The following is a 25,482-nucleotide window of genomic DNA, read 5'->3' on the forward strand; positions in this document are numbered from 1 at the left end:
GGATGACCTTGGTGACCGCCTGGAAGCGATTGCGCATCGTTTTTGAGATAGCTATTGATGAGGCTAAATATGTCCGATGATATCGCCGAGCACTACCGCCAGATAATCTCAGCACTTGGCGAAGACCCCGCCCGGGAAGGTCTGCGAGATACGCCTAAACGTGCGGCCAAGGCCATGCAGTTTCTCAATGCGGGCTACACTCAGTCATTGGACGACATTATCAATGGGGCGGTGTTTGAGTCGCAAACGGATGAGATGGTGTTGGTAAAAGACATTGAGCTCTACTCAATGTGCGAGCACCACCTGTTACCGTTCATAGGCAAATGCCATATCGCCTATTTGCCTAACGGCAAAGTGTTGGGGCTATCTAAATTTGCCAGAATCGTCGATATGTATGCTCGCCGTATGCAGATTCAGGAGAACCTAACCCGCGAGATTGCAGAGGCGGTGCAGGAAGTGACCGAGGCAAAGGGCGTTGCTGTGGTTATTGAAGCGCGGCACCTCTGCATGATGATGCGTGGCGTGGAGAAGCAAAACTCCAGCATGACATCGTCTGTCATGCTGGGTGGATTTCGTCAAAACCAAGCAACCCGGCAAGAATTTTTAATGCTCATTAGCTAACGTGTACGGTTGTCATTGACCGATTATGCACGCCGTAAATTTGGTTTAAAGGGGTGTTTCGTCTTAGCATGAAGACGTTAATGAGCCTACAAGGCCATCATTTTTGGTCAGGAGCCTGTCATGGAAGCGCTTAAAGAAACACAGCTATATTGCCCCTTTGCCTATATTGACGGCAGTTGGGTCGCGGCAGATAGCGGTGAGCAGATCACGGTATTGAATCCGGCCACCGGTGAAGCGATTGGCGATATACCTCGCTTGGGTAAAGCCGAAACCGAGCGGGCCATTGATGCGGCGGACGCTGCGCTACCGGCTTGGCGGGCGTTGACTGCTCAAGAACGCGCTGACTTGCTGATGAAGTGGCACGACCTGATGTTGGAGCATCAGCAGGATTTAGCCATGCTGATGACATTTGAGCAGGGCAAGCCACTTAAAGAAGCCGCGGGCGAAATTGCCTATGCAGCCAGCTTCTTACGCTGGTTTGCCGAAGAGGCGCGGCGCGTTTATGGCGAAACGATTCCCGCGGCTAACGCCAATCAACGCATTGTGGTTGCCAAGCAGCCAGTCGGTGTTGTTGGTGCGATCACGCCCTGGAATTTCCCTGCGGCGATGATTACCCGTAAAGCCGGGGCTGCATTGGCTGCTGGCTGCACGATAGTGGTGAAGCCCGCTAGCCAAACGCCGTTTTCCGCAACAGCCTTGGCGCTGTTGGCTGAGCGGGCAGGCATCCCACGCGGTGTCTTTAATGTGGTGCCAGGTAGCGCTAGCGATATTGCCCAAGCGATGACCCAATCTCCCAAAGTGCGCAAGATCACCTTTACGGGTTCGACTGAAGTGGGGCGCAAGCTGATGGCCCAAGCGGCGGAACATATCCAAAAAATATCGCTAGAGCTAGGCGGCAATGCGCCCTTTATCGTGTTTGAGGATGCCGATTTAGACGCCGCTGTGGAAGGCGCCATGGCAGCTAAATTCCGTAACGCCGGGCAAACCTGTGTCTGCACTAATCGCTTCCTGGTTCAGTCCAGTGTAATTAACGCCTTTTGTGAAAAGCTGGCTGTTGCCATGAACAGCGAGCTGCATGTGGGTGATGGCACCAAGCCCAATATTAATATTGGGCCGCTTATCGATGAAAATGCTGTTAAGAAAGTCAGTGAGCATGTGCAGGACGCCATTGATAATGGCGCTGAGCTGCTGTTAGGTGGGCATCCGCACCCGCTGGGGGGTAATTTCTTCACGCCTACGCTGATCAGTTTTGCCACTGACAAGATGAAGGTGGCCCACGAAGAGACCTTTGGCCCGCTAGCTGCTGTCTTCCCGTTTGATGATGAAGAGACCGCTATTGAGATGGCCAACGATACCCAGTATGGCCTGGCGTCTTATTTCTACTCCCGTGATCTTGCGCGCGTATGGCGTGTCGCAGAGGCGCTGGAGTACGGTATGGTGGGTATTAATACTGGCGCCATTTCTAACGCTGCTGCGCCCTTTGGGGGGGTAAAAGCCTCGGGCCTAGGCCGCGAAGGTGGTCATCAGGGCTTGGAAGAGTATCTGGAAACCAAGTATCTGTGTATTGATCTGGGCTGAAAGGCTCAATATTGGCTAGAAACTCGATATTGAGTCGATAGGCAGTGATTGATTAGCGTTTATTGATGATAGTAAGAAAGCCCCTTAGGCATGCTCCTATCAAAAGAGCGCCTAAGGGGCTTTGTGTTTCTAATCTGGGTTATTTAGCGGACTTAGTGGCGGAAGTGGCGCATACCGGTAAATACCATGGCAATGCCTGCTTCGTTGGCGGCGTCGATCACTTCCTGATCACGCATGGAACCACCGGGCTGAATAACCGCGGTAATACCTGCCGCTGCGGCAGCATCGATGCCGTCACGGAAAGGGAAGAAAGCATCAGACGCCATCACCGAGCCGGGAACCGAAAGGCCTTCGTCTGCGGCCTTGATGCCTGCAATTTTAGCCGAATAAACACGGCTCATTTGACCCGCGCCAACGCCCACCGTTTGGCCCTCTTTGGCATACACAATGGCGTTGGACTTAACGAATTTAGCTACCCGCCAAGCAAAAGCAAGGTCACGCAGTTCCTGCTCGCTGGGAGCGCGCTGACTGACCACGGTCAATTCGTCGCGGGTGACCATTCCGTCGTCACGTTCTTGCACCAGCAAGCCGCCGTTGACGCGCTTAAAGTCTAGTGCAGGCTGTTGCTCGCCGGGCCAGTGAGCGCTGACGTCCAGTAAGCGTACGTTTTGCTTATTAGCCACGATCGCGGCAGCTTCATCGCTGACGCCCGGGGCAATAATCACCTCGACAAACTGGCGGTCAATAATCGCCTGGGCGGTTTCGGCTTCCAGCGGCGTATTGAAGGCGATAATGCCGCCAAACGCGCTGGTAGGGTCGGTGGCAAAGGCTTTGTCGTAAGCTGCTAAGGCGGTTGCACCAATGGCGACGCCGCAAGGGTTGGCGTGCTTAACAATCACGCAGGCCGTCTCGCTAAACGCTTTTACGCATTCAAATGCAGCGTCGGTATCGGCGACGTTGTTATACGAGAGGGGTTTGCCCTGAAGCATTTTTGCTGTGGCAACGCTGGGTTCGCTTGCCTGGGGGTCAACGTAGAAAGCTGCCTTTTGGTGCGGGTTTTCGCCGTACCGCATATCCTGCTTTTTCTCGAGCTGCAGGTTAAAGGTGCGTGGGAACGCTTCATCAGCGGCATTGACCTTACGGCCTAGGTAGTCAGCAATCGCGCCGTCATAACCGGCGGTGTGCTCAAAGGCTTTAACCGCTAAGTCAAAGCGCGTAGCGCTACTGACCTGACCATCTTGGGCGGCCAGCTCGCCCAGCACTCGCGCGTAGTCACTGCTATTGACGACGATCGTGGTGTAGGCGTGATTTTTGGCGCAGGCGCGAACCATGGTGGGGCCGCCGATATCGATATTCTCGATAGCATCTTCAAGTGTGCAGTCGGGCTTGGCTACCGTGGCGGCAAAGGGGTAGAGATTGACCACCACCATGTCGATCGGCGTAATATCGTTCTCAGCCATGACCGCATCATCCTGGCCGCGACGAGCCAAGATGCCGCCGTGAATTTTCGGGTGCAGCGTTTTAACGCGGCCATCCATGATTTCGGGGAAGCCTGTGTGCTCAGACACTTCTTTCACGGCAATAGCATTTTCTTGCAGTAGACGGAAGGTGCCACCAGTGGAGAGGAGTTCAACACCGTGCTCAGTGAGGCCCCGAGCAAATTCCACAATGCCGGTTTTATCAGAAACGCTCAGCAGGGCGCGGCGGACGGGAGTGGCGTTGCTGTCAGTCAGGGAAGGATTATCAGCCATGAGAGGGGTATCAGCCATTAGAGTGCTCGTGTGCAGAGTCGAGAATTAAAAACAACAACGCCCCTGGTTATGGGGCGTCACCTTCGATAAGTCCGTATAGCTTGAGTTTTTTGCGCAGGGTGCCACGGTTTAGCCCTAGCGCATCGGCGGCACGGGTCTGATTGCCGTCGGTGTGCTCCAAGACGCAGGCAAGTAAAGGCGCCTCAACTTCGGCCATCACCATGGCGTATAGATCGGTCGCCTGGCTGCCATCTAAATGTTCAAAGTAGCGTCGCATGGCCGTTTCCACTGCCTCCCGAAGCGGCTGCGGCGGTGAGTTGGCTGCAGGATCCGCTAGCGTGCCTGCTAAATGGGAGTAACTATCGCTGGAGCCGACATCATTGGAATAGCTATCGCTTGAATAGGTGTCGCTAGAGAGAAGATCGCGTTCGGTCATGCAGCATGGTTTCCTTTGGCTAGCAAACGCGAGGCGGCGCCGGGGGCCATCGCGTCGTTGATCCAATCAAATTGCGTTTCAGGTGACGCTAACGCATTGAACTGCTGCTTAAGCGCGCGCTGTTGGGGCGGCGTAAAGCGTTGGTCATCGCTGAGGTACCAGCCGACATGCTTGCGCGCGATACGTACACCCATGGTGGTGCCATAAAACTCATGCAGCGCTTCAACGTGCCCGTGGAGCACTTGGTGACGCTCCGAAAGACTTGGCAGTGCCATCCGCTCTCCATGCTGGAGGTAGTGGCTGATCTGTTGAAATATCCATGGGTTGCCCTGCGCAGCGCGGCCTACCATCACGGCATCAGCGCCGGTATAAGCGAGTACCTCGGCGGCTTTTTCCGGACTTGTTATGTCGCCGTTGGCAATCACCGGGATCGATAGGTGAGACTTAATCTCGGCAATTGTGTCGTACTCTGCTTTTCCAGTATAGCGCTGCTGGCGATGACGGCCATGTATCGCTAACGATTGAATGCCGGCTGACTCGGCGAGCCGGGCAATGCGCAGGGCGTTGTTGGATTCGGCACACCAGCCCGTGCGTATTTTTAGCGTCACGGGTATATCAACTGCTGCCACTACTGCATCGAGAATTTCGGCCACCAAGGCTTCATCTCGAAGGAGCGCCGACCCTGCCGCCTTGTTACATACTTTTTTAGCCGGGCAGCCCATATTGATATCGATAATCTGGGCGCCTAACTCGGCATTCAAGAGCGCTGCCTGGGCGAGCATTTCAGCGTCGCCTCCGGCAATTTGCACCACTCTCGGGTCAGGTTCACCGCGGTGATCCATGCGCAGCTGCGATTTACGAGTATGCCACAAACTAGGGTCTGAAGTGACCATTTCGCCCACTACCCAGCCAGCCCCAAGCCGCCGGCATAGCTGGCGAAAAGGTCGGTCAGTGACGCCAGCCATGGGTGCAAGCATTACTCGATTAGGTAATGCAAACGGGCCAATGCTGGCAGGTAGTGTGGTTAACGTCATGGCGTCAGACTTTGTTGGTTTTAAGCTATGGGTGCAGTGCTAACGGCGAGTAGGCGTTTCAAGGAGGCGTATGATACGCCTACTCGGTGGTGGGGTGAAGGCCAATTGCCGCTTTAACGTGGACGCAAGCCACTAAGCCGCACCCAGCCTTCGCGAATCACCGGTTCATCCATAGCAATGCCTTGCGCTGCATAGGCCTCGTAAACCTCATTGGCCTGGTTTGCCAACACCCCCGATAGCGCAATGCGCCCACCTGGCGCCACGTGCCCGGCAATCATTGGCGCTAGTTCGACCAGCGGCCCCGCTAAAATATTGGCGGTTACGATAGGATAGTCACCGCCGTCGCTTAACTGCTCAGGGTAGTAGAGGTTTAGGTTCGACTCGGCAATACCATTCCGTTCGGCGTTGTCTCGGCTGGCCTGCAGCGCCTGGGGATCAATGTCGGTGGCGTCGGCGTGGCTAGCGCCCAGTTTGAGCGCGGCGATAGCGAGAATGCCAGAACCGCAGCCCACATCCAGTACGGTTTGCTGAGCTAGGTGACCGGTTACGGCCAGCTCATCCAGCCACTCAAGACACAGCGCTGTGGTGGGGTGCGTACCGGTACCAAAGGCGAGGCCCGGGTCGAGTATCAGGTTAACGGCGTCGGCCTCGGGTGGTTCGTGCCAGCTGGGTACAATCCACAGGCGTTGACCCATGCGCAGCGGCGTGAAGTCATCCATCCACTCGCGCTCCCAATCTCGATCAGCGAGCAGCTCATACTCGATGGTCGGGCAGGGCTCACCAGGCATCTGCTCTGACCAGGCGGCCTCGATACGCTCCAGCATGCTCTCGACCCCCTCCAGGTCATCGTATAAGCCGGTAAGGATGGTATCTTCCCACAGCGGTGTGGTGCCACGCTCTGGCTCAAATACCGGATCATCGTGGGCATCCTGAAGACCAATAGCCGTTGCGCCTTCGTCAAGCAGTAGTTCTTCTAGGAACTCTGCCTGTTCGGGGGCGACGTGGGCTTTGAGTTGAAGCCAGGGCATGGAGGTTCTCCGCAAGGCGAATTAAAGATAAATACAGTACAGACACATGGAGTAAAGACAAGGACGGGGTGGACATGGCCACCCCGCTGGGTATCACACAGTGCGCTGGAAAGCGCTTGGCTGCTGCATTAGCTGCCGAGTTTCTTTTCCAGGTAGTGAATGTTGACACCGCCTTGACGGAAGTAGCTGTCGCGAACCAAATCCTTTTGTAAGTCGATATTGGTTTTAATGCCTTCCACCAGCAGCTCGTCGAGGGCGTTACGCATCCGTGTCAGGGCTATTTCACGATCCGCGCCCCAACTGATCAGCTTGCCGATCAGAGAGTCATAGTGCGGCGGCACGGTGTAGCCGGTATAGAGATGGGAATCCATCCGCACGCCGAGGCCACCGGGTGCGTGAAACAGCGTTACCTTGCCGGGAGACGGCATAAAGGTGCGCGAGTCTTCGGCGTTAATACGGCATTCGAAGGAGTGGCCGTTGAGCTGCACATCTTCCTGGCGAATCGACAGCGGCAGGCCTGAGGCAATACGCAGCTGCTCTTTGACGATATCCACGCCAGTGACCATTTCGGTGACCGGGTGCTCGACCTGAACGCGGGTATTCATCTCGATGAAGAAGTATTCACCGTCTTCATACAAGAATTCGAAGGTGCCCGCACCACGGTAGTTGATCTTGATACATGCCTGGCGGCACGCTTCAAGCACCTGAGCACGGGCGTCTGGGTCAAGACCTGGCGCCGGGGCTTCTTCAAGCACTTTCTGGTGACGACGTTGCAGCGAGCAGTCGCGGTCATAAAGATGGATCGCGTTACCCTGGCCGTCGGCTAATACTTGTACTTCCACGTGGCGCGGCTTCTCAAGGAATTTTTCCATGTAGACCGTGCCGTCACCGAAGGCGGCGTGGGCTTCAGTGCGAGTAACGGTAATCGCTGAAAGCAGATGGCCTTCAGTGTGCACCACGCGCATACCACGACCGCCGCCGCCAGAGGCAGCCTTAATGATCACCGGGTAGCCAATGCGACGTGCCGTGGCGAGATTCGTTGCGTCATCATCACCCAAGGGACCGTCTGAGCCTGGCACCGTGGGAACGCCCGCTTCCTTCATCGACTGGATGGCGCTGACTTTGTCGCCCATCAGACGAATCGTCTCGGCGCGGGGGCCAATAAAGGTAAAGCCTGAGCGCTCAACCTGTTCAGCAAAGTTGGCGTTTTCAGACAAAAAGCCATAGCCGGGGTGAATGGCGGTCGAGTCGGTGACTTCGGCTGCACTAATTAGGGCCGGAATGTTTAAGTAAGACTGCGCTGACGATGCCGGGCCAATACACACGGCTTCATCCGCCAGGCGAACGTGCATCAGTTCACGATCAGCTTTGGAGTGTACCGCTACGGTTTTGATGCCGAGTTCTTTACAGGCCCGTAGGATACGGAGGGCAATCTCGCCGCGGTTGGCGATAAGTACCTTGTCCAGCATGGGAGAGTCCACCCGTGTTGAAAATGAAAGATTAAGCGATAACGATCATGGGTTGATCGAATTCTACAGGCTCGCCATCTTCCACCAGGATGGCTTCCACTACACCGTCACGGTCAGCTTCAATCTGGTTCATCATTTTCATGGCTTCAATGATGCATACAGTGTCACCTTGTTTGACGCTATCGCCGACTTCCACAAACGATTTGGCGCCCGGCGCTGGGCTGCGGTAGAAGGTGCCTACCATGGGAGAGTTGACTGCCTCGCCACGGTAGCTTGCGCCCTGAGGCTCTGCTTCAGCAGCCGGTGCTGATGCTGGAGCGCCCGCTGCGGGGGGAGCAGGCGCATAGCCAGGTTGCTGCGCATATTGCGGCATCGGCTGTGGCTGCCACGAAGCGCCATTAGGGTGACGGCTGATGCGGACTGACTCTTCGCCTTCCTGAATTTCAATCTCGCTAATATTGGACTCTTCGAGTAGCTCAATCAGTTTCTTAACTTTGCGGATATCCATGGCATAGCCCCATCAATGTCATAAAAGGTAGTCACAAAGCGCGCGAGCATAAGTGCAGGAAGCTCTTTATGGCGCGTACGTTGCGCAGTAAACCAAATTTAAAAATGAAGAGAACGCTGCATGTTAGCGAACGTTACCCCGTTCTCACCGTTAAAAAAGCAAGTTTTTAGCTAATATGGGAGCGGAGTTTGCCGAAAAAGTGCCAGGATGTCCAGCAACTGCCTACGCCAACGTCCAAGCCATCATGTAGTTAAGAATTAAACAACTGTTTGACGATGTTCGCGTCAGAAAGCGGCTTTAGTGCCTCAATGAGTAGCCAGCATAGGGTTTGAGCTTAGCTATTTGCTAGCCACTGGCTAACTGACTCCAGATGTTCGCGCAACTGATCGGCGGTCACTTCGCCTTGAATGCGTGCATCGCGAATCTCCTCACCCTGGCTGAAAAAGAGCAGGCTGGGTGGGCCGAAAAGATTATATTGGTTGAGCAACTCACGACTTTGAGAGTCCGTGCGGGTGACGTCGGCGGCGATCAAGGTGTAATCATTAAGCGCTGCGACGACCTGCGGGTCGGGGTAAACATCCCGCTCCAGCAGCTTGCACGAAATACACCAGTCGGCGGTAAAGTGGACAAAGACGGGCTGGTTGGCGTCTTCAGCTTGTGCAATAGCCGCTTCAAGCTCAGTTAAGCTGTTGACCTCGATGAAGTCGAGTGCTTCTGCCTGAGGTTCGCCGGAAATGCTGGAGGTTGCCGCAAGGGGGCGCAAGGGGTTACTACCCCCCTGAGCGGCGCCAATCACCAACACTATCCCCCAAGCTAGCAGCATAAGCCCCAGCGTTTGGCGTGCCCGCGGCCACCCCTGCGGCTGATTGAAATTCAGCGCCCCAAGTGCCAGTGCCGTGCCGATCGCAAGGGCTGCCCATAGCAGCAGCGCAATAGGCGCGGACACTAAACGCTCGACCATCCAAATCGCTACGCCCAACAGTAAAAGGCCAAAGGCAATTTTTACGCCGTTCATCCAGGCGCCGGAACGGGGCAGCAGCGTGGCGCCAAAGGTACCGACCAAAAGCAGTGGCACGCCCATGCCCATGCCCAGCGCAAACAGCACCGCGCCGCCCATCGCGGCATCCCCTGTTGAAGAGATAAACACCAGCGCGCCGGCCAAAGGCGCCGTTACACAGGGCGATACCACCAATACCGAGAGGGCGCCAGCCAGCGCTAGGCCGGCCGGGCCACTGCGCTGAGCGCGTGCCTGCCAAGCGTCAACACGGTTGGCTAAACGAGGCGACAGATTGAGGTTAAATGCCCCAAACATGGCCAGGGCAAAGAGCGTGAAGAGTACTGCAAAGATGATCAATACCGGTGCTGACTGCAGTCGCGCCTGAAGATTAAGCCCGGCGCCAAACAACCCCATTAACACCCCGACCAGGGCATAGGTCAGCGCCATGCCGAGCACATAGCTTAACGAAAGGGCAAAGGCGCGGGGGCGTGTGGGGTTCTGGCCAACCACGATCGATGACAAGATTGGAATCATCGGCAGCACGCAGGGGGTAAAGGTAAGCCCCAGGCCGGCAATAAAAAACAGCCCCAGTGCCAGTGGTAGGCTAGCATCGCTAATCAAAGCGCTAAAGCGGCTATCTTCGCTTTTGGGGGCGGCGAAACCATTCTGTTCAGAGGTGTTAGCGGCTGAAGTGTTGGCTGCTGGACTGGATGCCGTACTATCGGCTTGCCAATCGGCAAACTGGCTGGGGGGTTGGGTTTCGCTGGCCTCTAGGGTTGTTTGCTCTGGAGGGTAGCAGAGCCCGGCATCTGCGCAGCCTTGAAAGGTCAGGGCAATATTGAGCGGGCCTGAGTAGGGTGCTTCCAGCGGTACTTCAAACACTACCTGATCGCGGAACACATACACATCGCCCATAAACTCATCGTTGGTAAAGATGCCTTGGGGGATAATGGGGTCGCCGAGACTGACATCCTCAGTTTGGCTGACTACCGCGAACTGGTGGCGATATAGGTAGTACTCATCTGCGATATCCATGCCGATATAGAGCGTATCGCCATCATGCCAAGCAGTCGGCTGAAAGGCTTCCATAACCGGCAAAAATTCATCTTGGTTGCTAGACGATGAAAACCATTGGGCGTTTGCACTTAGCGGTAGCAAGCCAAGAAAGAAAATCAATAATGTAAACAGGCTCAGGCGTTTAAGAGATAACACGGTGCGTCCTTAATCAATGGCATCGCAATGAAAGGCGAACAGCATACCGCAACCTTAAGTCCCTGGCGTATACGCTGCGGTGACGTGACGCGGCCGTTAATAATGCGTTAATCCTGCGCATATAAAAAGACCGCCCAGAAGGCGGCCTCTTATCCCATTGGCGGCGGAGAAATACACCGCAAGGAGATTTTTACGCTTTTTGATAGGCGGTTACGGACTTTTCAATCGCCTTACGCGCAGCGTCAGCACCTTCCCATGACTCAACCTTTACCCATTTGCCTTTCTCGAGATCTTTGTAGTTCTCAAAGAAGTGAGCAATTTGCTGGCGCAGTAGCTCAGGCAGGTCGGTAACTTCGTGGACATCGTCGTAGAGCGAGCTTAGCTTGGCATGGGGTACGCAGATCAACTTGGCATCTTCACCGGCTTCGTCGGTCATGTTCAGAATGCCTACCGGGCGCGCGCGAATAATGCTGCCAGGTTGAACCGGGTGCGGGGTAACCACCAAGGCGTCCAGCGCATCGCCATCGTCGGCGAGGGTATGCGGGATAAAGCCGTAATTGGCGGGGTAGAACATGGGAGTGGCCATAAAGCGGTCAACGAGTAGCGCGCCCATGTCCTTATCAATTTCATATTTGATCGGGTCGTGGTTGGCTGGAATTTCGATCACCACGTAAACGTCGTTGGGGAGATCCTTTCCAGCAGGGATATTATCGAAGTTCATCGTTGATTCCTTGGTAGTGCTGTGGCTAGAGTCGTGCCGTGGTTAGGCAAACGTGTCAGAGTCGTTTATGGCGGAGAATTATACGAACATGACTGCACGATTACCAATGCGACATAGGTTGCTCGTGGGTGATCATTCATATGTCCTGCTATTTGGACGAATACGATAGAGACGTTTGGTGGGCATCGTTTCTGTTCCGCTGCGTGTATCATAGCCAGAGTTTATCAATAGTGTTGGTTGGCAGTGATGTCCCTCGATCGAGTCGGCAGCCTAGGAGGATGACTTGTCGCACGCCCAGTTGCTCATTAGTTATGGTCAAGCGTTTGTCGCGCCCGATCGGCGCCTGCATCGCAGCTCAATGTCAGTTCGCTTTCCTGAAGCGCCGCTGCTTCGCGCCAAAGGCGGCTGTGCGGTGATCAGCGACTCCATTTCACGCAATACCATGGCCAAACAGGCCGGTGATATCAGCGTGCGCGGCTTCCTGGCCGATTACTTCTCCACCCCTGATCACTGGGACGTAAAAACCTCTGCCACCCGCGTACTGCGCGCGCTTAATAGCTGGTGCTACAGCCAAAGCCAGCATGTGAAAGAGGGGAGTTTTGTTTCATCCATGTCGGCGATGGTGTTTCGTGGCCGTGAAGCCCACCTGTTCCATATGGGGGATACGCTGGTCTTTCGCTTACGGGGTGCCGAGTTTGAACAGCTAAGCCGCGACCATGTGACTGATTTAGGCGGCTATCGTTACCCTTCACGGGCACTGGGTCTGGATGGCAGTGTCGATATCGATTACACCCACATTGCGCTTAAGCAGGGCGATCTGTTCCTGTTTACTACCCAGGGCGTGCGCGGCACGCTGCTACCTTCCGACTATGTGCGCTTGATTCGCCAGGATGCCAGTGATCTGGATGCCGCCTGCGAGCGGCTAGCTGATGAGGCGAAGCAGCGCGCCCAGGAGCGTGGCTATGGCGGTGATCAGTTCTGCTTTCAGCTGGTACGTATCGATGAATTACCCGATGAGGTCGCCGAGCACCCGGGGCAGCTCTACGGTGATCTACCCATTCCCCCTGAGCTGGCGCCGGGTGAGCGTTTAGATGGCCTGGAGGTTCTCGCCGTGCTATCGCGAACGGCGCAGTCGCGGGTGTACCGTGTCCGTGATGTGCATAGCGAACGGGAAATGGTCATGAAAGCGCCCAGCCCCGAGCTCTCGTTGCGCAATGCCTATCTTGAGCACTTTCTGCTCCAGCAGTGGGTAGTGGAGCGGGTTAACTCGCCCTTTGTGGTTAAGGTGATGGAGCCATCTCGGCCACGACGCTACCTCTATTATCTGATGCAGCATATTGAAGGCGAGACGCTGCGACAGTGGGCAGAGCGCCATCCTCAAGCCAGCTTGACCCAGCGCCTGGACATTGCCAATCAGTTGGGTAAAGCGGTGCAAGCGCTGCATCATCGGGACATTATTCATCAGCAGATCAATCCCGATAATATTTTGATCGACCCACATGGCAAGCTCGTGCTCACCGATTTTAGTGCCTGCCATATGCGTGATGGGGAAGGGCATCGCCACTCAGGTGAGTTGCTCAGGCAGATTGGCTTTAACGAACACAGCGCACCTGAGTATGCCTTGGGCGACAGCATCGGTCGGCGTAGTGATCAGTACTCGCTAGCCTCCACTACTTACTGGCTTTTGACCGGCGCGTTACCTTACACACTGACACCCAACAGGCTGCGCAGCCATACCGACCTCGAAGAGTTGACCTATCGTAGTGCGCGAACAACCAATCCTGAAATCTCCCAGGAATTAGACGATGCACTACGCCGCGCCTTGGATCCACAAAGGGCGTTGCGGTTTAGGCGTATGTCTGAGTTTTTGCATGCGCTTAGGGTGCCGCTCGGGCGGCTGCCCAATCGGGAAGAGAGCCGCCAGGAGCCGCGGCGTTTCTGGCAGGGTGTGGCGGGAATTCTGTTATTGCTGTTAGTGCTTTCCTGGTTGCTACGCTAACTCCAAGTAGTAAAGGTGGATAAATAAGATTATGTCATTGCGAGGAGCGAAGCGACGCGGGAATCTAAGTGTATTGTGGCAGCCAACCCCGAGATTGCTTCACTGCGTTCGCAATGACATAAGGGTAGGTCATTGCGAGGAGTGAAGCGACGAAGCAATCTCAGTTCGCAATGACCGGTGATCCGTTTACAGCGTAAAAATGGGCAACTTGCGTTCTGCTTTGGCCAGTTTCAGTTTGGCGACTTTGGGTAGGCCATTCTCGAACGGTGGGAAGTCCTCGCCCTGAATCAGCGGTGAGAGATAGTCCCGGCAGGTCTGGGTAATGGCAAAACCGTTTTCGCTGATAAAGTCCCGGGGCATAAACTTCTCTTGGTTGGCCACCTGGGAGAGCGGGGCAGAGATCACATCCCACTGGTAGGGCGCCTGAGAGATGCGGCGAATGGCGGGCATCATGGCGTTTTTACCCGCCAGCGCCAAGGTTACCGCTTCGCGACCCACCGCATAGGCTTGTTCAACGTCGGTTTTAGACGCCAGGTGACGCGCCGCGCGCTGCAGATAGTCGGCCACTGCCCAGTGATACTTGTAGCCCAAATCCTGCTTGATCATACCGGCAAGTGTTGGTGCCACGCCGCCAAGCTGGCGGTGGCCGAACGCATCGGTGTTACCTGCATCGGCCAGGAAAGTGCCATCTTCGTAGCGAGCGCCTTCAGAGACCACAATAACGCAGTAGCCATACTGTTTAACGCTCTCTTCAACCCGTGCCATGGCCGCTTTACGGTTAAAGGGGATTTCCGGGAAGATAATCATATGCGGCGGCTCGCCTTCGGCTTCGCCTGCTAAACCACCTGCGGCGGCAATCCAGCCCGCGTGGCGGCCCATCACTTCGAGCACAAATACCTTGGTGGAGGTAGCGCACATGGAGGCGATATCCAGCGATGCCTCCAGCGTTGAGGTGGCAATATACTTGGCTACGCTGCCAAAGCCCGGGCTGTTATCGGTAATCGGCAAGTCGTTATCGACGGTTTTAGGCACGTGGATAGCGGTCAGCGGATAGCCCAGCTTCTCGGAAAGTTGAGAGACCTTTAAGCAGGTGTCGGCGCTATCGCCGCCGCCGTTATAGAAAAAGTAGCGAATATCGTGGGCTTTGAAGACTTCGATCAAGCGCTCGTACTGGGCACGGTGGGTGTCGATGTCTTTGAGCTTATAGCGGCAGGAGCCAAAAGCGCCGCCCGGCGTATGGCGCAGTGCGGCAATGGCCTCATCACTCTCCTGGGTAACGTCGATAAGGTCTTCCGTTAAGGCACCGATAATGCCGTTATGACCGGCGTAAACCTTGCCTATTTGATCGGGGGCTTGACGGCAGGCTTCGATAACGCCGCAGGCGCTGGCGTTGATCACGGCGGTGACGCCACCTGATTGGGCGTAAAAGGCATTATGCTGGGCCATGGAAACGTCTCATCTCCTAAAAACGGATAGTTTTAATCGATATATTTATCACCGCCAAATACCCGCTACCCGGCATTGTCGGTTCTAAACCAGATTGCTGTAATGGGGCGAAGTTTAGCGTAAAGCCTGGCTCTCTGCATTAGCGGCTACGCTGTTGACGGCGAGGTGTTAATCCGCACCGTCCATCTCTTGCTCGCGCTGGGCAAGCTGCCAGCCACCCAGGTCTTTATAGCGATTAACCATCGCGCAAAACAGTTCGGCAGTGCGCTCGGTGTCATAACGAGCGGAGTGAGCGGCTTTGTTGTCAAACTCAATGCCCGCGGCACGACAGGCCCGGGCAAGCACCGTTTGACCATAGACCAGGCCTGCAAGGGTGGCGGTATCAAAGCTTGAGAACGGGTGAAAAGGATTGCGCTTAATGCCGCAGCGATTGACCGCCGCATTCAAGAAGCCCTGGTCGAACGCCGCATTATGGCCGACTAAAATAGCGCGCGTGCAGTCGTGGGCTTTGATCGATTTACGAATCGGGCGGAAAATTTCGCCCAGCGCTTCAGACTCGCTCAGCGCCACCTGGCGACGCAGGGGGTCGTCCAGGTTGATACCGGTAAAATCGAGCGCAGACTGCTCTACATTCGCCCCTTCAAAGGGCTGAATGTGGTAGGCATAGGTGGCATCAGGAAGCAGGTTGCCCTCCGGATCCATGGTCAGCGTGACGGCGGCTATCTCGAGTACAGCGTCGCCTTGGGCATTAAATCCCCCGGTTTCTAAATCAACGACCACAGGCAGGTAACTGCGAAAACGTTGGGCCATTAATTCGCGGGCAATAGCCTCGCTCATGCAGCTCTCCTTGGTTTAAAGCGAGTAATAGTAAAGCGAGTCATCAGTCAACATCAGCGGCAAACCACCGCTTTGAATGGGGAGATTCTAGCAGCTTTAGCCCCCAGGCGTCGTTGACGGTATTCGCTGGGCATTGAGAACGCTATACTCAACGTCAGTCTCAACGGTTTACTCCAACGAGCTATCAAATACGAGCTATCACATTCGCCAGGCGCTAGTGGCAAGTGTAGTTTTTACTAATGAATATCTTATGGTCAACGAGGAGCAAAGAATGTCCGATGTCAAAAAGGTTGTGCTGGCATATTCAGGCGGCCTGGACACATCCGTTATCGTTAAGTGGTTGCAAGAAACCTACAACTGCGAGGTAGTGACCTTTACTGCCGACATCGGTCAGGGCGAAGAAGTCGAACCGGCGCGAACTAAAGCGCAAGCGCTTGGCGTGAAAGAGATTTACATCGAAGACTTGCGTGAAGAGTTCGTGCGTGACTACGTCTACCCGATGTTCCGCGCCAATACTATCTATGAGGGCGAGTACCTGCTGGGTACCTCTATCGCTCGTCCGCTGATTGCCAAGCGGTTGATCGAAATTGCCAATGAAACGGGGGCTGACGCTATTTCCCATGGTGCTACGGGTAAAGGCAACGACCAGGTGCGTTTCGAACTTGGCGGCTATGCCCTGAAGCCCGGCGTAAAAGTGATCGCCCCTTGGCGGGAGTGGGATTTAACTTCCCGCGAAAAGCTAATGGCGTATTGCGAAGAGCATAAAATTCCGGTCGATTTTTCTAATAAAAAGAAAAAATCGCCCTACTCAATGGATGCCAACCTGCTGCACATCTCCTATGAGGGCGGCATTTTGGAAGATCCCTGGGCCGAAGCTGAAGACGATATGTGGCGCTGGAGTGTCTCTCCTGAAGCCGCGCCCGACCAGCCCACCTATGTTGAGCTGACGTTTGAAAAGGGCGATATCGTGGCCATCGACGGCGAGCCGTTGAAAGCCCATGAAGTGCTCGAAAAGCTCAACAAACTGGGTGGCGACAACGGTATTGGCCGTTTGGATATTGTTGAAAACCGCTACGTGGGCATGAAATCTCGTGGCTGTTATGAAACGCCAGGGGGCACTATTATGTTGCGTGCTCACCGTGCCATTGAGTCGCTCACCCTAGACCGCGAAGAAGCCCACCTAAAAGATCAGTTGATGCCGAAGTACGCAGAAGTGATCTACAACGGTTACTGGTGGAGCCCTGAGCGTCGCATGCTGCAGGCGGCCATTGACGAGACCCAAAAGAATGTAGCGGGTGTCGTGCGTATGAAGCTCTACAAAGGCAGCGCTACCGTAGTGGGCCGCAAGTCCGATGAGTCGCTGTTTGATGAATCAATCGCTACCTTTGAAGATGATGCTGGCGCTTACAATCAGAAAGATGCCGAAGGCTTTATTAAGCTAAACGCGCTGCGTTTGCGCATTGCCGCAGGCAAGGGTCGTAAGCAGAGCTAATTAAGCGCTGATAAAAGCAGCTTATATCTTGCAGGGTGGCCATCTCCTTGCCGCCCTGCAAGCAAAGGAGCCATTATGCTTAAGAAATTATTTTCCGGTCTCTTCGGTAGTGATCGTCAGGCTGAGCCAGGTGCTACCACCAAAGCTGCTGAGCCGGTGGAATACAAAGGTTACGAGATTGTCTCTCAGCCAGACAATCAGAGCGGTCAGTACCGCGTCAGTGGCTGGATTCGCAAGGCCGACGCCAGTGGTGAAACTCTTGAGCACCGCTTTGAGCGTTCCGATATGCTCCCAGGGCGAGAGGCCTGTGATGCCATGATGATCACCAAAGCGCAACGCTATATTGATGAAGTAGGTGAAGCGATGTTCGAGCCAGACCCGCGCAGGGCAGGCGAGGGCGAGTAGCAACAACGCCATCATATCATTCTAGTAAAGGAGAGGCGTATGCGTTTAGTACACCAAGCCTCACCCTGGCGCTCTCTGTTCCATGAGGATGGAACGCTTAATGCCTCGGCGCTTAATGCGCCGTTAGATCATCTCTTCTCGAAACTCTTCTCTACATTCCCCTTGCCGCAAACCTCATTAGCTGATGTCTATGCGTGGCAACTGCCGCTGGTCGAAACGTTGGTGCATTATGATTTACCCGCCTGGCGTATTAGCCAAATCATCAGCGACCACAATGCTTTACTTTATCGTCAGGCTATTGCGCAATCCCTGGACGAAATGCAGGCGCAGGGGTGGGGCGCTCCGCCAGTCGACTACTGCATACTGCTACTAGGTTCCGCGGCGCGTTTTGAGAGCCTGCTAGGCCCCGACCAGGATAATGCGCTGATTATTGACGATTATCCTGACCATCGCCACGTAGAGATCGACGGCTACTTTCAAGCGCTGGGTGAGCGGTTTACCCAGCGCCTGGATGAGGCCGGTATTCCGCTCTGCAATGGCCATGTCATGGCGCGATGGCCGATGTGGCGCAAACGGCTGAGTGAGTGGCACGCGCAGCTAGACATTTGGAGCGCTGATCGCCGGGTAAAGCGCGTACAACAGACTAATATCTTACTCGATTTTGCCCCGATCGCTGGTAATCCGGCGCTTGCTAAGCAGTTGGGTGAGAGCATCGCTTCGACACTTCCCAAAGCGCCACTGTTTATGGATGAAATGGCGGCGCTACTGGATGAGTTGCCGGTGGCGCTGGATCGCTTTGGGCGGCTTGCCTCAAGCCCGGGCCTGGATGCCCCTCACGAACAAGCCCTTAATCTTAAGCATCAAGGCTTGTTGCCGTTGATTAGCGCTGCACGCTTACTCTGCTTGCGGTACGGGCTGCGCGATATACCCACACGCGAGCGATTGATCGCGCTAAGCCATGCAACGGATGCGCTAACGTCGGCTGAATCGGCGTTGCTTGTAGCCGCTTTTGAGCGACTGCAGCAGCGCCTATTGGATCAGCAGCGGTATAACAAAGCTCGCGGTCAGGCTGCAGATGGCTGGGTTGACCTGCGGCGCCTGCGCGAAGACGAGCGATTACTGCTGAAGTTTGATCTACAGCAGATTAAACGTTTGAGTGCTAGCGCTCAAAGCAGCGTATAAAATAAATCAGCTAGCGTCGGTATAAACAAGCGAGCGCGCTTTAGAAGCCGCTTGGAGCATGACGTCGGATGGAAAATCTAGAGGAGAAAATTGACTCTCTGCGGCCTCCACATCATTAAGTAACTTACCTAATGAGCCTATACGCTGATTGATAGCATCTTCAATAAAGCGCCCAAGCCTGATTTCATTCTTCATGAGTTCGGCACTAATCCCCAGGATGGTAGGCATTAGCGAGAATAAACCCGCGATAAAGCTTTCCTGTTCATCGAGTCTACGTTGGTCGGCCATCATTTCACATGCAAATGCCCGGGTTAACCCTTTGATAAGGTTAAGTTTGCTCACAGGGCTGTTGTTAGCGAGCATAACAATGGTAACCAGGGTACGTAGCTCCCTCAGCCCTATAATATGTAAACAATCAATCAGTTTCGTCGTGGGACGACGTGAGCCCTTCTCCGCGGAGTTTGCGCGCTTGAATATTGCGCTCAGTAAGTAAGGATCCCTAGCCACTAACGTACTGATTTCAGAGAGACGCACATTGTCACTATACAGTGCGGAAAGTAGCTGCATTTGATTGGCGCGTGACGTTGAGAGACGAGCTGTTTGAGTTAGTTGGGTTTTGGGGCGCTCATAAAAATAGCCCTGGAAAAGAGTAAAACCTAGCGCTTTACACTGCTTGAACTCTTCCTGTGTCTCAACTCGTTCAGCCAGAAGCGTAATCCCTTCTTTGTGTAGCTTTTTTATTAGTTTTTTAGGTAAGTCGTTGGATATGTCAAATTTGACGATGTCGCAGAAGGGCAGAAATGCATGGTTATGTTCATCTAGGATAAAATCATCTAACGCTAATTTATACCCTTGGCTTTTAATGTAGTGCAAGGCATCAATAACTTCTTTAGTAGGCGAAGTATCCTCGAGAACCTCAATGACTATTTGTTGACTAGGTAGCCCAGTCAGGTCTGGATTGGTGAGCCAGTCTGCAGAAGCATTAATAAACAGCTGGCGTGTGCCGCAAAGTTTATCCAGGCCAATTTCATAGACAGCAATAGCACATGCTCTGGCGGTGGCTTGGACATTATCAAAAACGTTAGCAGTCTGATTCGTTTCATTAGCCCGATAAAGAAGTTCATCGGCGACATGACGTAGCTGAGCATCCACTATTGGCTGGATCGCAATAGTGTACTCATTTGTGTTCGCTTTTTGAGGAAGGTGACACTCATTTTTCATCGGCTCATCCACGACATGCTTCTTTAGGCGAAAGTAGAACTCTGGAGTAAAGAATAACTTAGTTTTAGTGAGCAAGGCTAGCCGTTGTCACCAATAAGGAATCAACGCTTTATGTTGGAGGCGCAGCGGGGAGTTCTAGCGTTAAGCAGGCACCGCCTAAGGTTTTAGCATCTTCGACCCAAAGCCGTCCCCCCAGGTGGGCGATAATGCCCCGGCTAATCGGTAGCCCTAAGCCACTGCCCCTTGGCCGACCACGGGGAATATCATCGCCTTGCTGAATTTGATGGAATTTTTCAAATACCCGCTCACGCTCATCTTCGCTAATACCCGCACCGTTATCCTCTACACTCAGACGGAAATGACGCCGATGACGATAAAGCGTGAGGCGCACTTTTGGCTGCTCCCGATCGGCAAACTTACCCGCGTTATCAAGCAGGTTAATAATCACCTGTTCTAAACGGTCATGATCGCCAACCACCATCGCAGGATCAGCTTCTAAGCTAACGTCTAGCACTATGCCGCGCTCCTCATGCAGATGCGCAATAGCATCAATGCTATGCCGAGTCAGGGCGGCAAGATCAAGAGGAACGGGGTTAAGCGTTAAACGGCCGCTCTCCAGACGGGCAAGATCCAGAATTTCTTCAATTAAACGTGACAGGCGCTGGCTCTCGTGGACGATCACGCCAAGAAAATGCTGACGTTTTTCATCAGGCAGTTGGCTGCTATCGCGCAATATTTCGGCAAAGGCGCGAATCGAGGTGAGCGGCGTGCGTAGCTCGTGGCTGACCATGGCGACAAACTCATCTTTCAAGCGATCCAGCTCACGCAGGCGCTCATTGGCACTACGCAGTTCTTCGCCAATTTGCACCAGCTCCTGAGACTTCTGCTCCAAACGGCGGTTGTACTCCAGAGTTTGTGAGGTCGTGTCCAGAATGCTCAGAATCGACTCAATATCCAGTGCTTCGCCGCGTACCACCGAGTTGATCAATACTCGCGCTGAGGAGCTACCCAACGCCCCCGCCAGTGCCTGTTCGGCGCGAGTAATCAGCTCCGCGGTGGCGGGCTCGTCCGCTGCATAAGCGCTTTTGGCTCCGCTATGGCTAAATACACGGCGGGTGGTCGGGGTGCCAAGATAGCGAACGAGTAGTTCTTTGAGTGCACCCTGGGTAGTTTGCCCGCGCCATAGTGACGAAGATAGTGAGGTGGTTTGCAAATTGGGGTGCATCGCTTCGGTGAACAGTGCCGCCTGAGTTTGCTCAAGGGGCGTAGGGCGGGTAAACAGCGATACCCCCACCAATAGCCCCACGTTGGCCAACATGCTCCAGAGCAGCGAATGGGTATAAATATCCCAATTTTCGAGCCCGAATAAGCTGTAGGGCACTAGCCAACCGATGCCCCATGGCCCCTCGGTGAGCAGTGCTGTATCCAACCAACCGGATTGAGCAAACCCGGGTAGCAGCAGGGTATAGCACCAGATTAAGAACCCGGCGATTAAACCAACGGTGGCGCCTTGGCGAGTAGCGCCACGCCAATAGAGTCCAATCAAAAGCGCTGGAGCAAACTGCGCGGCCCCAGCGAAGGAGACCAAGCCAATAGTGACAAGGCTATAGGAGTCACCAATCAGAGCATGATAGAGATATCCGAGCAGTAGAATCAGCACGATAGCGATGCGGCGAATACCCAACAGCCAACCGGCAAGCTCCCCTTTGGTACTCAGGTGCAGGCGCCGTGAGCGCAGCAGCAGTGGCATCACCAACTGATTGCTAACCATAGTGGAAAGCGCGATTGTCTCCACAATCACCATGCCTGTCGCCGCAGACAGACCACCAATAAAGACCAGTAGCGGCAGCCCTTCTAAACCAGCTGAGAGCGGCAGCGTGAGTACGAAGCTGTCTGGATCACCTGCGCTTACGCCTAACAGCAGGCCAGCCAGCGCAATGGGAATAACGAACAGATTAATCAGCAGCATGTAGAGGGGGAATAGCCAGCTTGCTCTGGCTAAGTGCTGCTCATCGACATTCTCCACCACCAATACCTGGAATTGGCGAGGCAGAGTTAAGAAGGCCAAAAAGGCCAGCACCAGCATGCCCACCCAGCCGGTGACCCCACCAGGAACACTATTCAACCGCATGCTATCGACAAGGGCCGGCGTGGCCGCTACCTGGGCAAACAGCGCGGCGGGGCCTTCAAACATCACAAACACTACGAACACGCCAACGGCCATAAAGGCTACCAGCTTAACGATAGATTCCACGGCGATCGCTGCCACCATGCCTTCATGGCGCTCGCTGGCATCCAGGTGGCGTGTGCCAAACAGAATAATAAACACCGCCAACACCAGGGCGACCCAGAGGGACTTATCCATCCAGAAGTGTTCATCCACCAACGTAGTGTCGGCCGCGTGGGGATAATTGATCAGTACCGCATGGCTAACAGTGATGGCTTTTAACTGCAGGGCAATATAGGGGGTGATGCTAATGAGCGCCATCAGTGCCACCAGCGCGCCTAAACTGGTGCTTTTGCCATAGCGGGCGCTGATAAAGTCGGCAATGGAAGTGATTCGCTGCCGCGCGGCGATGCGCACCATCTTGCGTATAACAAAAGGGGCCAACAGCATCGCCAGCGTCGGCCCCAGATAGATGAGCATAAAACTGGGTCCATACTCAGTGGCGCGCCCTACGCTGCCGTAGAACGTCCAGGCCGTGCAGTAAACAGCAATAGAAAGGGCATATACCGTTGGCGAGCCAATGATGGAACGACCCTGCTCTGCCCGCCGGTCGCCCCAGGCGGCGACCACAAACAGCAGCGCCAAGTAGCCAAAAGCGGTGCCGAGGATAATCGCCTCACTACGCATGGTTAGCGGCCTGCACGCTGTTCCATCAGCCAGGCGGTTAAGCCGATCACCCCAGCCCAGGCGATAAATAGATAGAGCGGTAGCCAGCCCACGCTAAACGCGGGAAGGCGATCCACCACGATAATCAGCGGCGGGCAGAACAGTAGCAGGGCAATCGCCACCAGAGCCATTAGGCGCTCTGTTTGGCGTGATTTAACACCGAACGGTTTCATTAGGCACTGGCATCCTGTCGGTCGAAGGCGTTGGCTTGCAGCGCTAACAACTGCTCGAGGGTATCGACGCCGCGGGCTTCTAGGCGTGGCAGCAAAGCTAGCCATAGCTCGGCGGTAACACGAGCATCGCCTAATGCAGTGTGGCGGGTGCCCGGCGGAAAAGCCAGATCATAGCGCTGGGCAAGGCTATCCAGATCATGCCCAGCGAGTGCTTCGTCCAGTGCCCGTGAAATCAGTAGGGTATCGATCACAGGGATATCAAAAACGACCCCTTTGTGGCTAATGGCAAGCAGATCAAAGGCGGCATTATGGGCCAGCAAGACGGCTTCGCCGACATAATCACGAAAGCGGGTAAGCACAATATCCAGCGGTGGCGCACCGATCACATCGGCATCGGTAAGGCCGTGAATCGCGGTGCTAGCCGGCGGGATCGGCCGCTGCGGATCAACTTTTTGATCGAAGACCTCGCTTGCCAATAAACGGGCGTTGACCACGCGGCAGGCGCCAAGACTGATGACGGTGTCGCCTCGGCGTAGCTCAAGCCCGGTGGTTTCCGTATCAAAGGCGACTATTTCCAGGCTGCGCAGTGTTCGGCTGGCCAGCGCTTCATCTGGTGGAGGCAGGTCGGCAATGCCAAAGTCATGGAATTCAGGGCGCGGCGGGGCGGTTTCGCGTGGGGCGCCGACGCGCTCCATGGCGGGCAGGGGGAGTCGCAGGCGTGAATGAACGCCGTCATCGTCGGCAAGGCTCCAGATGTCGCTGGCGTGTTGGCGCAGCACATCCGCGACGCTTGGCGTCAATGGCAGGGAGTTTAGCGGCTGCTGGCGCCACTCCGCCAGTTCGTGTTCAGGGATTGCTTTGCCACGCCAAATAAGGTCGAGATAGACGCGCTTATTGCCCAGGCACATCTCACCCTCAAAGCCACTGTCAGGCAGATGGGTATTGAGGTGTTTGACTAAAGAGTCGAACAGCGCAATGAGTGCCGGAGCATCGCCTTTAAACCAGGCTGGCATGCCCACCGGGGTGATTAGGCGGTGCTCCGGATCAAGACGCTCATCCAACGCTTGCCAGAAATCGTTTGACCACATGGGCGTCAAGCGCTCGCCCTGGTGTTGCATGTCGTCGAGTAGCTGGCCGATTTTAGCCACGTTGTCGCCAAGCGTAACGCCTTCCTCGTGGATTACCCGCTCAAAACGCTGGCGTAAAGAGGATGTACTGGCGTCATTTTGATCGCGCAGCTGTATCAGCGCATCAGCAGCGCTGGTCAGGCTGGCGGTATGCTGGCGAAGCGGGGTCAGCATGGCCGCCAGTTCCGCTCTAACGCCCATTTCGCTCGACCAAGAGGCGGTGGCGTCACTAAAAGTCAGCAGTGTTTCGCCATCGCTACCCGGTACGCGGCGTAAAATGACTTTGAGCCAGCGGTCATCACAGGGAGCGAGTAACTCGCGCGGGGAGCCGTCATTAGGCAGTTGACCGAGCATTTGCTGTAAGCTTACTACTGGCAGCAGCGCCTCCAGGCGTTTACCCAGCCCTAACCCGGTATTACCCTCAAAAAAGTCCTCGGCTGCCTGATTGAACAGCATGAGCCGGCGGTGGTGATCACACAGTAGCAGCGGTGTTTCGAGCACTTGCAGCAGCGTTTCCAGCTCCTGACGAATACGTGCAGCGCTGCGGGCGCCGTCAGCGTGAGCGGTGGCAAGGCGACTGCGATCTGATCGCCAACTTTCGCGTACTCGACGTAGGTCGGGCCCCAGCCCTTTTAGCCAACCTTCGGGTGGGTGCTCGTCTCGGGCGTCCGGGTTGGCGACCAGGCGTGCCAGCTGCACCTGTAAATGGCGCAGCGGGGTAAACAGCATGCGCTCAAGCAGCAAACCGACTAAAAAAATCGTCGCGCCACCGGAGAAACTGCCTAGCCAGAGAGCGATGCGCGTTACGCCTGTGGGAGCAAGCTTGGCATCCAGCCAAGCGGCGAAAATGGCTCCACCCAGCAGGCTGATGCCGCTAAGTAGCAACCAGAGGCCAATCAGGCGCTGACGCTTGGGCAGCCCGCCTCGGGTCATGGCTGCTCCTCAATCAGTAGCGCTTTGACTTTTTCGACCAGCGACTGAGTAGAGAAGGGCTTGGTGATGTAATCATCGGCGCCCAGCGCCATGCCTTTTTCCCGCTCAACGTCACGCCCGTGAGCGGTCAACATAATAATGGGAAGCTGGGCAGTAGCCGCTTCGCTACGCAGCCGCTCTAAAACGTCAAAACCGCTAATCCCGGGCAGGCTAATATCAAGTAGCAGTAGATCAGGCTGGCTATCATTCACTCTTGCCAGGGCCTGTTCACCATCTTCGGCAGTGACGACCTCAAACCCCGCTTGCTCCATCAGGAATTCTAGCGATAAAACAATGTTGGGTTCGTCATCGACGACGAGCACTTTAGCCATGGAGCTCTCCTGCTTTTATTTGTTTTAACGTTTATTTGTTTTAAAGCC

21 protein-coding genes are annotated in these 25,482 nt (G+C 55.0%); 6 read left to right on the forward strand and 15 right to left on the reverse strand.

Going from position 1 to position 25,482, the window contains the following annotated elements; genetic code table 11:
* The first annotated feature begins 69 nt into the window (after positions 1-69).
* Both folE and ACW17M_RS05225 read left to right on the forward strand, forming a co-directional pair.
* A complete protein-coding gene (gene folE, locus ACW17M_RS05220; protein ID WP_022523664.1) occupies positions 70-621 on the forward strand; it encodes a GTP cyclohydrolase I FolE in 552 nt (183 codons plus the stop codon).
* Between the two features lie 120 nt (positions 622-741).
* Positions 742-2,199, forward strand: a complete 1,458-nt coding sequence (locus ACW17M_RS05225) for an NAD-dependent succinate-semialdehyde dehydrogenase (RefSeq protein ID WP_022523663.1) — start codon at positions 742-744, stop codon at positions 2,197-2,199.
* A 152-nt stretch (positions 2,200-2,351) separates the two neighbouring features.
* Here the strand turns inward: ACW17M_RS05225 and purH are convergent, their stop codons facing one another.
* From purH to ppa, 8 genes are all read right to left on the reverse strand, one after another.
* Positions 2,352-3,968, reverse strand: a complete 1,617-nt coding sequence (gene purH / locus ACW17M_RS05230) for a bifunctional phosphoribosylaminoimidazolecarboxamide formyltransferase/IMP cyclohydrolase (protein ID WP_202606275.1) — start codon at positions 3,966-3,968, stop codon at positions 2,352-2,354.
* 49 nt (positions 3,969-4,017) lie between these two features.
* Positions 4,018-4,386: a DNA-binding transcriptional regulator Fis gene (gene fis, locus ACW17M_RS05235; protein ID WP_022523661.1), complete on the reverse strand. Its 369-nt coding sequence runs from the start codon at positions 4,384-4,386 to the stop codon at positions 4,018-4,020.
* The gene (dusB, locus tag ACW17M_RS05240) at positions 4,383-5,420 is read right to left on the reverse strand and encodes a tRNA dihydrouridine synthase DusB (RefSeq protein WP_457547011.1); all 1,038 of its coding nucleotides are present in this window, start codon (positions 5,418-5,420) and stop codon (positions 4,383-4,385) included. The genes fis and dusB overlap by 4 nt, the downstream gene beginning before the upstream one ends.
* Positions 5,421-5,533: 113 nt before the next feature.
* Entirely contained in the window at positions 5,534-6,448 is a 915-nt protein-coding gene (prmA, locus tag ACW17M_RS05245; protein ID WP_027959282.1) for a 50S ribosomal protein L11 methyltransferase, read from the reverse strand.
* A 128-nt stretch (positions 6,449-6,576) separates the two neighbouring features.
* On the reverse strand, positions 6,577-7,917 hold the full coding sequence (gene accC / locus ACW17M_RS05250; protein WP_027959283.1) for an acetyl-CoA carboxylase biotin carboxylase subunit: 1,341 nt from the start codon (positions 7,915-7,917) through the stop codon (positions 6,577-6,579).
* A 31-nt stretch (positions 7,918-7,948) separates the two neighbouring features.
* Positions 7,949-8,425, reverse strand: a complete 477-nt coding sequence (gene accB, locus ACW17M_RS05255) for an acetyl-CoA carboxylase biotin carboxyl carrier protein (RefSeq protein WP_022523657.1) — start codon at positions 8,423-8,425, stop codon at positions 7,949-7,951.
* Between the two features lie 334 nt (positions 8,426-8,759).
* On the reverse strand, positions 8,760-10,634 hold the full coding sequence (gene dsbD / locus ACW17M_RS05260; protein WP_443603939.1) for a protein-disulfide reductase DsbD: 1,875 nt from the start codon (positions 10,632-10,634) through the stop codon (positions 8,760-8,762).
* 190 nt (positions 10,635-10,824) lie between these two features.
* Entirely contained in the window at positions 10,825-11,355 is a 531-nt protein-coding gene (gene ppa / locus ACW17M_RS05265; RefSeq protein ID WP_022523655.1) for an inorganic diphosphatase, read from the reverse strand.
* Positions 11,356-11,638: 283 nt separating this feature from the next.
* On the opposite strand from ppa, the gene ACW17M_RS05270 reads away from it, so the two are divergent.
* Positions 11,639-13,354 (forward strand): bifunctional protein-serine/threonine kinase/phosphatase, encoded by a 1,716-nt coding sequence (locus tag ACW17M_RS05270; protein ID WP_009286572.1) that lies wholly within the window; start codon positions 11,639-11,641, stop codon positions 13,352-13,354.
* A 186-nt stretch (positions 13,355-13,540) separates the two neighbouring features.
* On the opposite strand, the gene ACW17M_RS05275 is transcribed toward ACW17M_RS05270, so the two are convergent.
* Both ACW17M_RS05275 and rnt read right to left on the reverse strand, forming a co-directional pair.
* Positions 13,541-14,800, reverse strand: coding sequence for a 6-phosphofructokinase (locus ACW17M_RS05275; protein ID WP_009286573.1), 1,260 nt, complete (start codon positions 14,798-14,800; stop codon positions 13,541-13,543).
* Positions 14,801-14,968: 168 nt separating this feature from the next.
* A complete protein-coding gene (rnt, locus tag ACW17M_RS05280; RefSeq protein WP_009286574.1) occupies positions 14,969-15,637 on the reverse strand; it encodes a ribonuclease T in 669 nt (222 codons plus the stop codon).
* A 271-nt stretch (positions 15,638-15,908) separates the two neighbouring features.
* On the opposite strand from rnt, the gene ACW17M_RS05285 reads away from it, so the two are divergent.
* The 3 genes from ACW17M_RS05285 to ACW17M_RS05295 all read left to right on the forward strand — a co-directional run bounded on the left by ACW17M_RS05285 (position 15,909) and on the right by ACW17M_RS05295 (position 18,716).
* A complete protein-coding gene (locus ACW17M_RS05285; RefSeq protein WP_027959286.1) occupies positions 15,909-17,129 on the forward strand; it encodes an argininosuccinate synthase in 1,221 nt (406 codons plus the stop codon).
* Between the two features lie 75 nt (positions 17,130-17,204).
* Positions 17,205-17,534, forward strand: coding sequence for an HlyU family transcriptional regulator (locus tag ACW17M_RS05290; protein WP_022523652.1), 330 nt, complete (start codon positions 17,205-17,207; stop codon positions 17,532-17,534).
* 39 nt (positions 17,535-17,573) lie between these two features.
* Entirely contained in the window at positions 17,574-18,716 is a 1,143-nt protein-coding gene (locus tag ACW17M_RS05295) for a DUF294 nucleotidyltransferase-like domain-containing protein (protein ID WP_027959287.1), read from the forward strand.
* Between the two features lie 6 nt (positions 18,717-18,722).
* Here ACW17M_RS05295 and ACW17M_RS05300 read toward each other — a convergent pair whose 3' ends face one another.
* The 5 genes from ACW17M_RS05300 to ACW17M_RS05320 all read right to left on the reverse strand — a co-directional run bounded on the left by ACW17M_RS05300 (position 18,723) and on the right by ACW17M_RS05320 (position 25,434).
* Positions 18,723-19,949 carry an EAL and HDOD domain-containing protein gene (locus ACW17M_RS05300; RefSeq protein ID WP_230805060.1) on the reverse strand — a complete coding sequence of 409 codons (1,227 nt, stop codon included), beginning with the start codon at positions 19,947-19,949 and terminating at the stop codon, positions 18,723-18,725.
* A 97-nt stretch (positions 19,950-20,046) separates the two neighbouring features.
* Positions 20,047-22,791: an ATP-binding protein gene (locus ACW17M_RS05305; protein WP_009286577.1), complete on the reverse strand. Its 2,745-nt coding sequence runs from the start codon at positions 22,789-22,791 to the stop codon at positions 20,047-20,049.
* A 2-nt stretch (positions 22,792-22,793) separates the two neighbouring features.
* Positions 22,794-23,003 carry a hypothetical protein gene (locus ACW17M_RS05310; RefSeq protein WP_022523648.1) on the reverse strand — a complete coding sequence of 70 codons (210 nt, stop codon included), beginning with the start codon at positions 23,001-23,003 and terminating at the stop codon, positions 22,794-22,796.
* Positions 23,003-25,063: a 3'-5' exonuclease gene (locus tag ACW17M_RS05315; protein WP_039858347.1), complete on the reverse strand. Its 2,061-nt coding sequence runs from the start codon at positions 25,061-25,063 to the stop codon at positions 23,003-23,005. The genes ACW17M_RS05310 and ACW17M_RS05315 overlap by 1 nt, the downstream gene beginning before the upstream one ends.
* Positions 25,060-25,434: a response regulator transcription factor gene (locus ACW17M_RS05320; protein ID WP_022523646.1), complete on the reverse strand. Its 375-nt coding sequence runs from the start codon at positions 25,432-25,434 to the stop codon at positions 25,060-25,062. The genes ACW17M_RS05315 and ACW17M_RS05320 overlap by 4 nt, the downstream gene beginning before the upstream one ends.
* Positions 25,435-25,482: the final 48 nt, after the last annotated feature.

This window comes from Vreelandella sp. 2A-K22 (genome assembly GCF_054065485.1).

What these genes read in the sequence shown, in the direction of transcription:
- ACW17M_RS05315 (WP_039858347.1), bottom strand. Translation starts at nt 25,063, where the DNA reads ATGACCCGAGGCGGGCTGCCCAAGCGTCAGCGCCTGATTGGCCTCTGG.
- accB (WP_022523657.1), bottom strand. Translation starts at nt 8,425, where the DNA reads ATGGATATCCGCAAAGTTAAGAAACTGATTGAGCTACTCGAAGAGTCC.
- rnt (WP_009286574.1), bottom strand. Translation starts at nt 15,637, where the DNA reads ATGAGCGAGGCTATTGCCCGCGAATTAATGGCCCAACGTTTTCGCAGT.
- ACW17M_RS05285 (WP_027959286.1), top strand. Translation starts at nt 15,909, where the DNA reads ATGTCCGATGTCAAAAAGGTTGTGCTGGCATATTCAGGCGGCCTGGAC.
- dusB (WP_457547011.1), bottom strand. Translation starts at nt 5,420, where the DNA reads ATGACGTTAACCACACTACCTGCCAGCATTGGCCCGTTTGCATTACCT.
- ACW17M_RS05275 (WP_009286573.1), bottom strand. Translation starts at nt 14,800, where the DNA reads ATGGCCCAGCATAATGCCTTTTACGCCCAATCAGGTGGCGTCACCGCC.
- ACW17M_RS05310 (WP_022523648.1), bottom strand. Translation starts at nt 23,003, where the DNA reads ATGAAACCGTTCGGTGTTAAATCACGCCAAACAGAGCGCCTAATGGCT.
- ppa (WP_022523655.1), bottom strand. Translation starts at nt 11,355, where the DNA reads ATGAACTTCGATAATATCCCTGCTGGAAAGGATCTCCCCAACGACGTT.
- ACW17M_RS05295 (WP_027959287.1), top strand. Translation starts at nt 17,574, where the DNA reads ATGCGTTTAGTACACCAAGCCTCACCCTGGCGCTCTCTGTTCCATGAG.
- ACW17M_RS05290 (WP_022523652.1), top strand. Translation starts at nt 17,205, where the DNA reads ATGCTTAAGAAATTATTTTCCGGTCTCTTCGGTAGTGATCGTCAGGCT.
- prmA (WP_027959282.1), bottom strand. Translation starts at nt 6,448, where the DNA reads ATGCCCTGGCTTCAACTCAAAGCCCACGTCGCCCCCGAACAGGCAGAG.
- ACW17M_RS05305 (WP_009286577.1), bottom strand. Translation starts at nt 22,791, where the DNA reads ATGCGTAGTGAGGCGATTATCCTCGGCACCGCTTTTGGCTACTTGGCG.
- accC (WP_027959283.1), bottom strand. Translation starts at nt 7,917, where the DNA reads ATGCTGGACAAGGTACTTATCGCCAACCGCGGCGAGATTGCCCTCCGT.
- purH (WP_202606275.1), bottom strand. Translation starts at nt 3,968, where the DNA reads ATGGCTGATACCCCTCTCATGGCTGATAATCCTTCCCTGACTGACAGC.
- ACW17M_RS05225 (WP_022523663.1), top strand. Translation starts at nt 742, where the DNA reads ATGGAAGCGCTTAAAGAAACACAGCTATATTGCCCCTTTGCCTATATT.
- fis (WP_022523661.1), bottom strand. Translation starts at nt 4,386, where the DNA reads ATGACCGAACGCGATCTTCTCTCTAGCGACACCTATTCAAGCGATAGC.
- folE (WP_022523664.1), top strand. Translation starts at nt 70, where the DNA reads ATGTCCGATGATATCGCCGAGCACTACCGCCAGATAATCTCAGCACTT.
- ACW17M_RS05320 (WP_022523646.1), bottom strand. Translation starts at nt 25,434, where the DNA reads ATGGCTAAAGTGCTCGTCGTCGATGACGAACCCAACATTGTTTTATCG.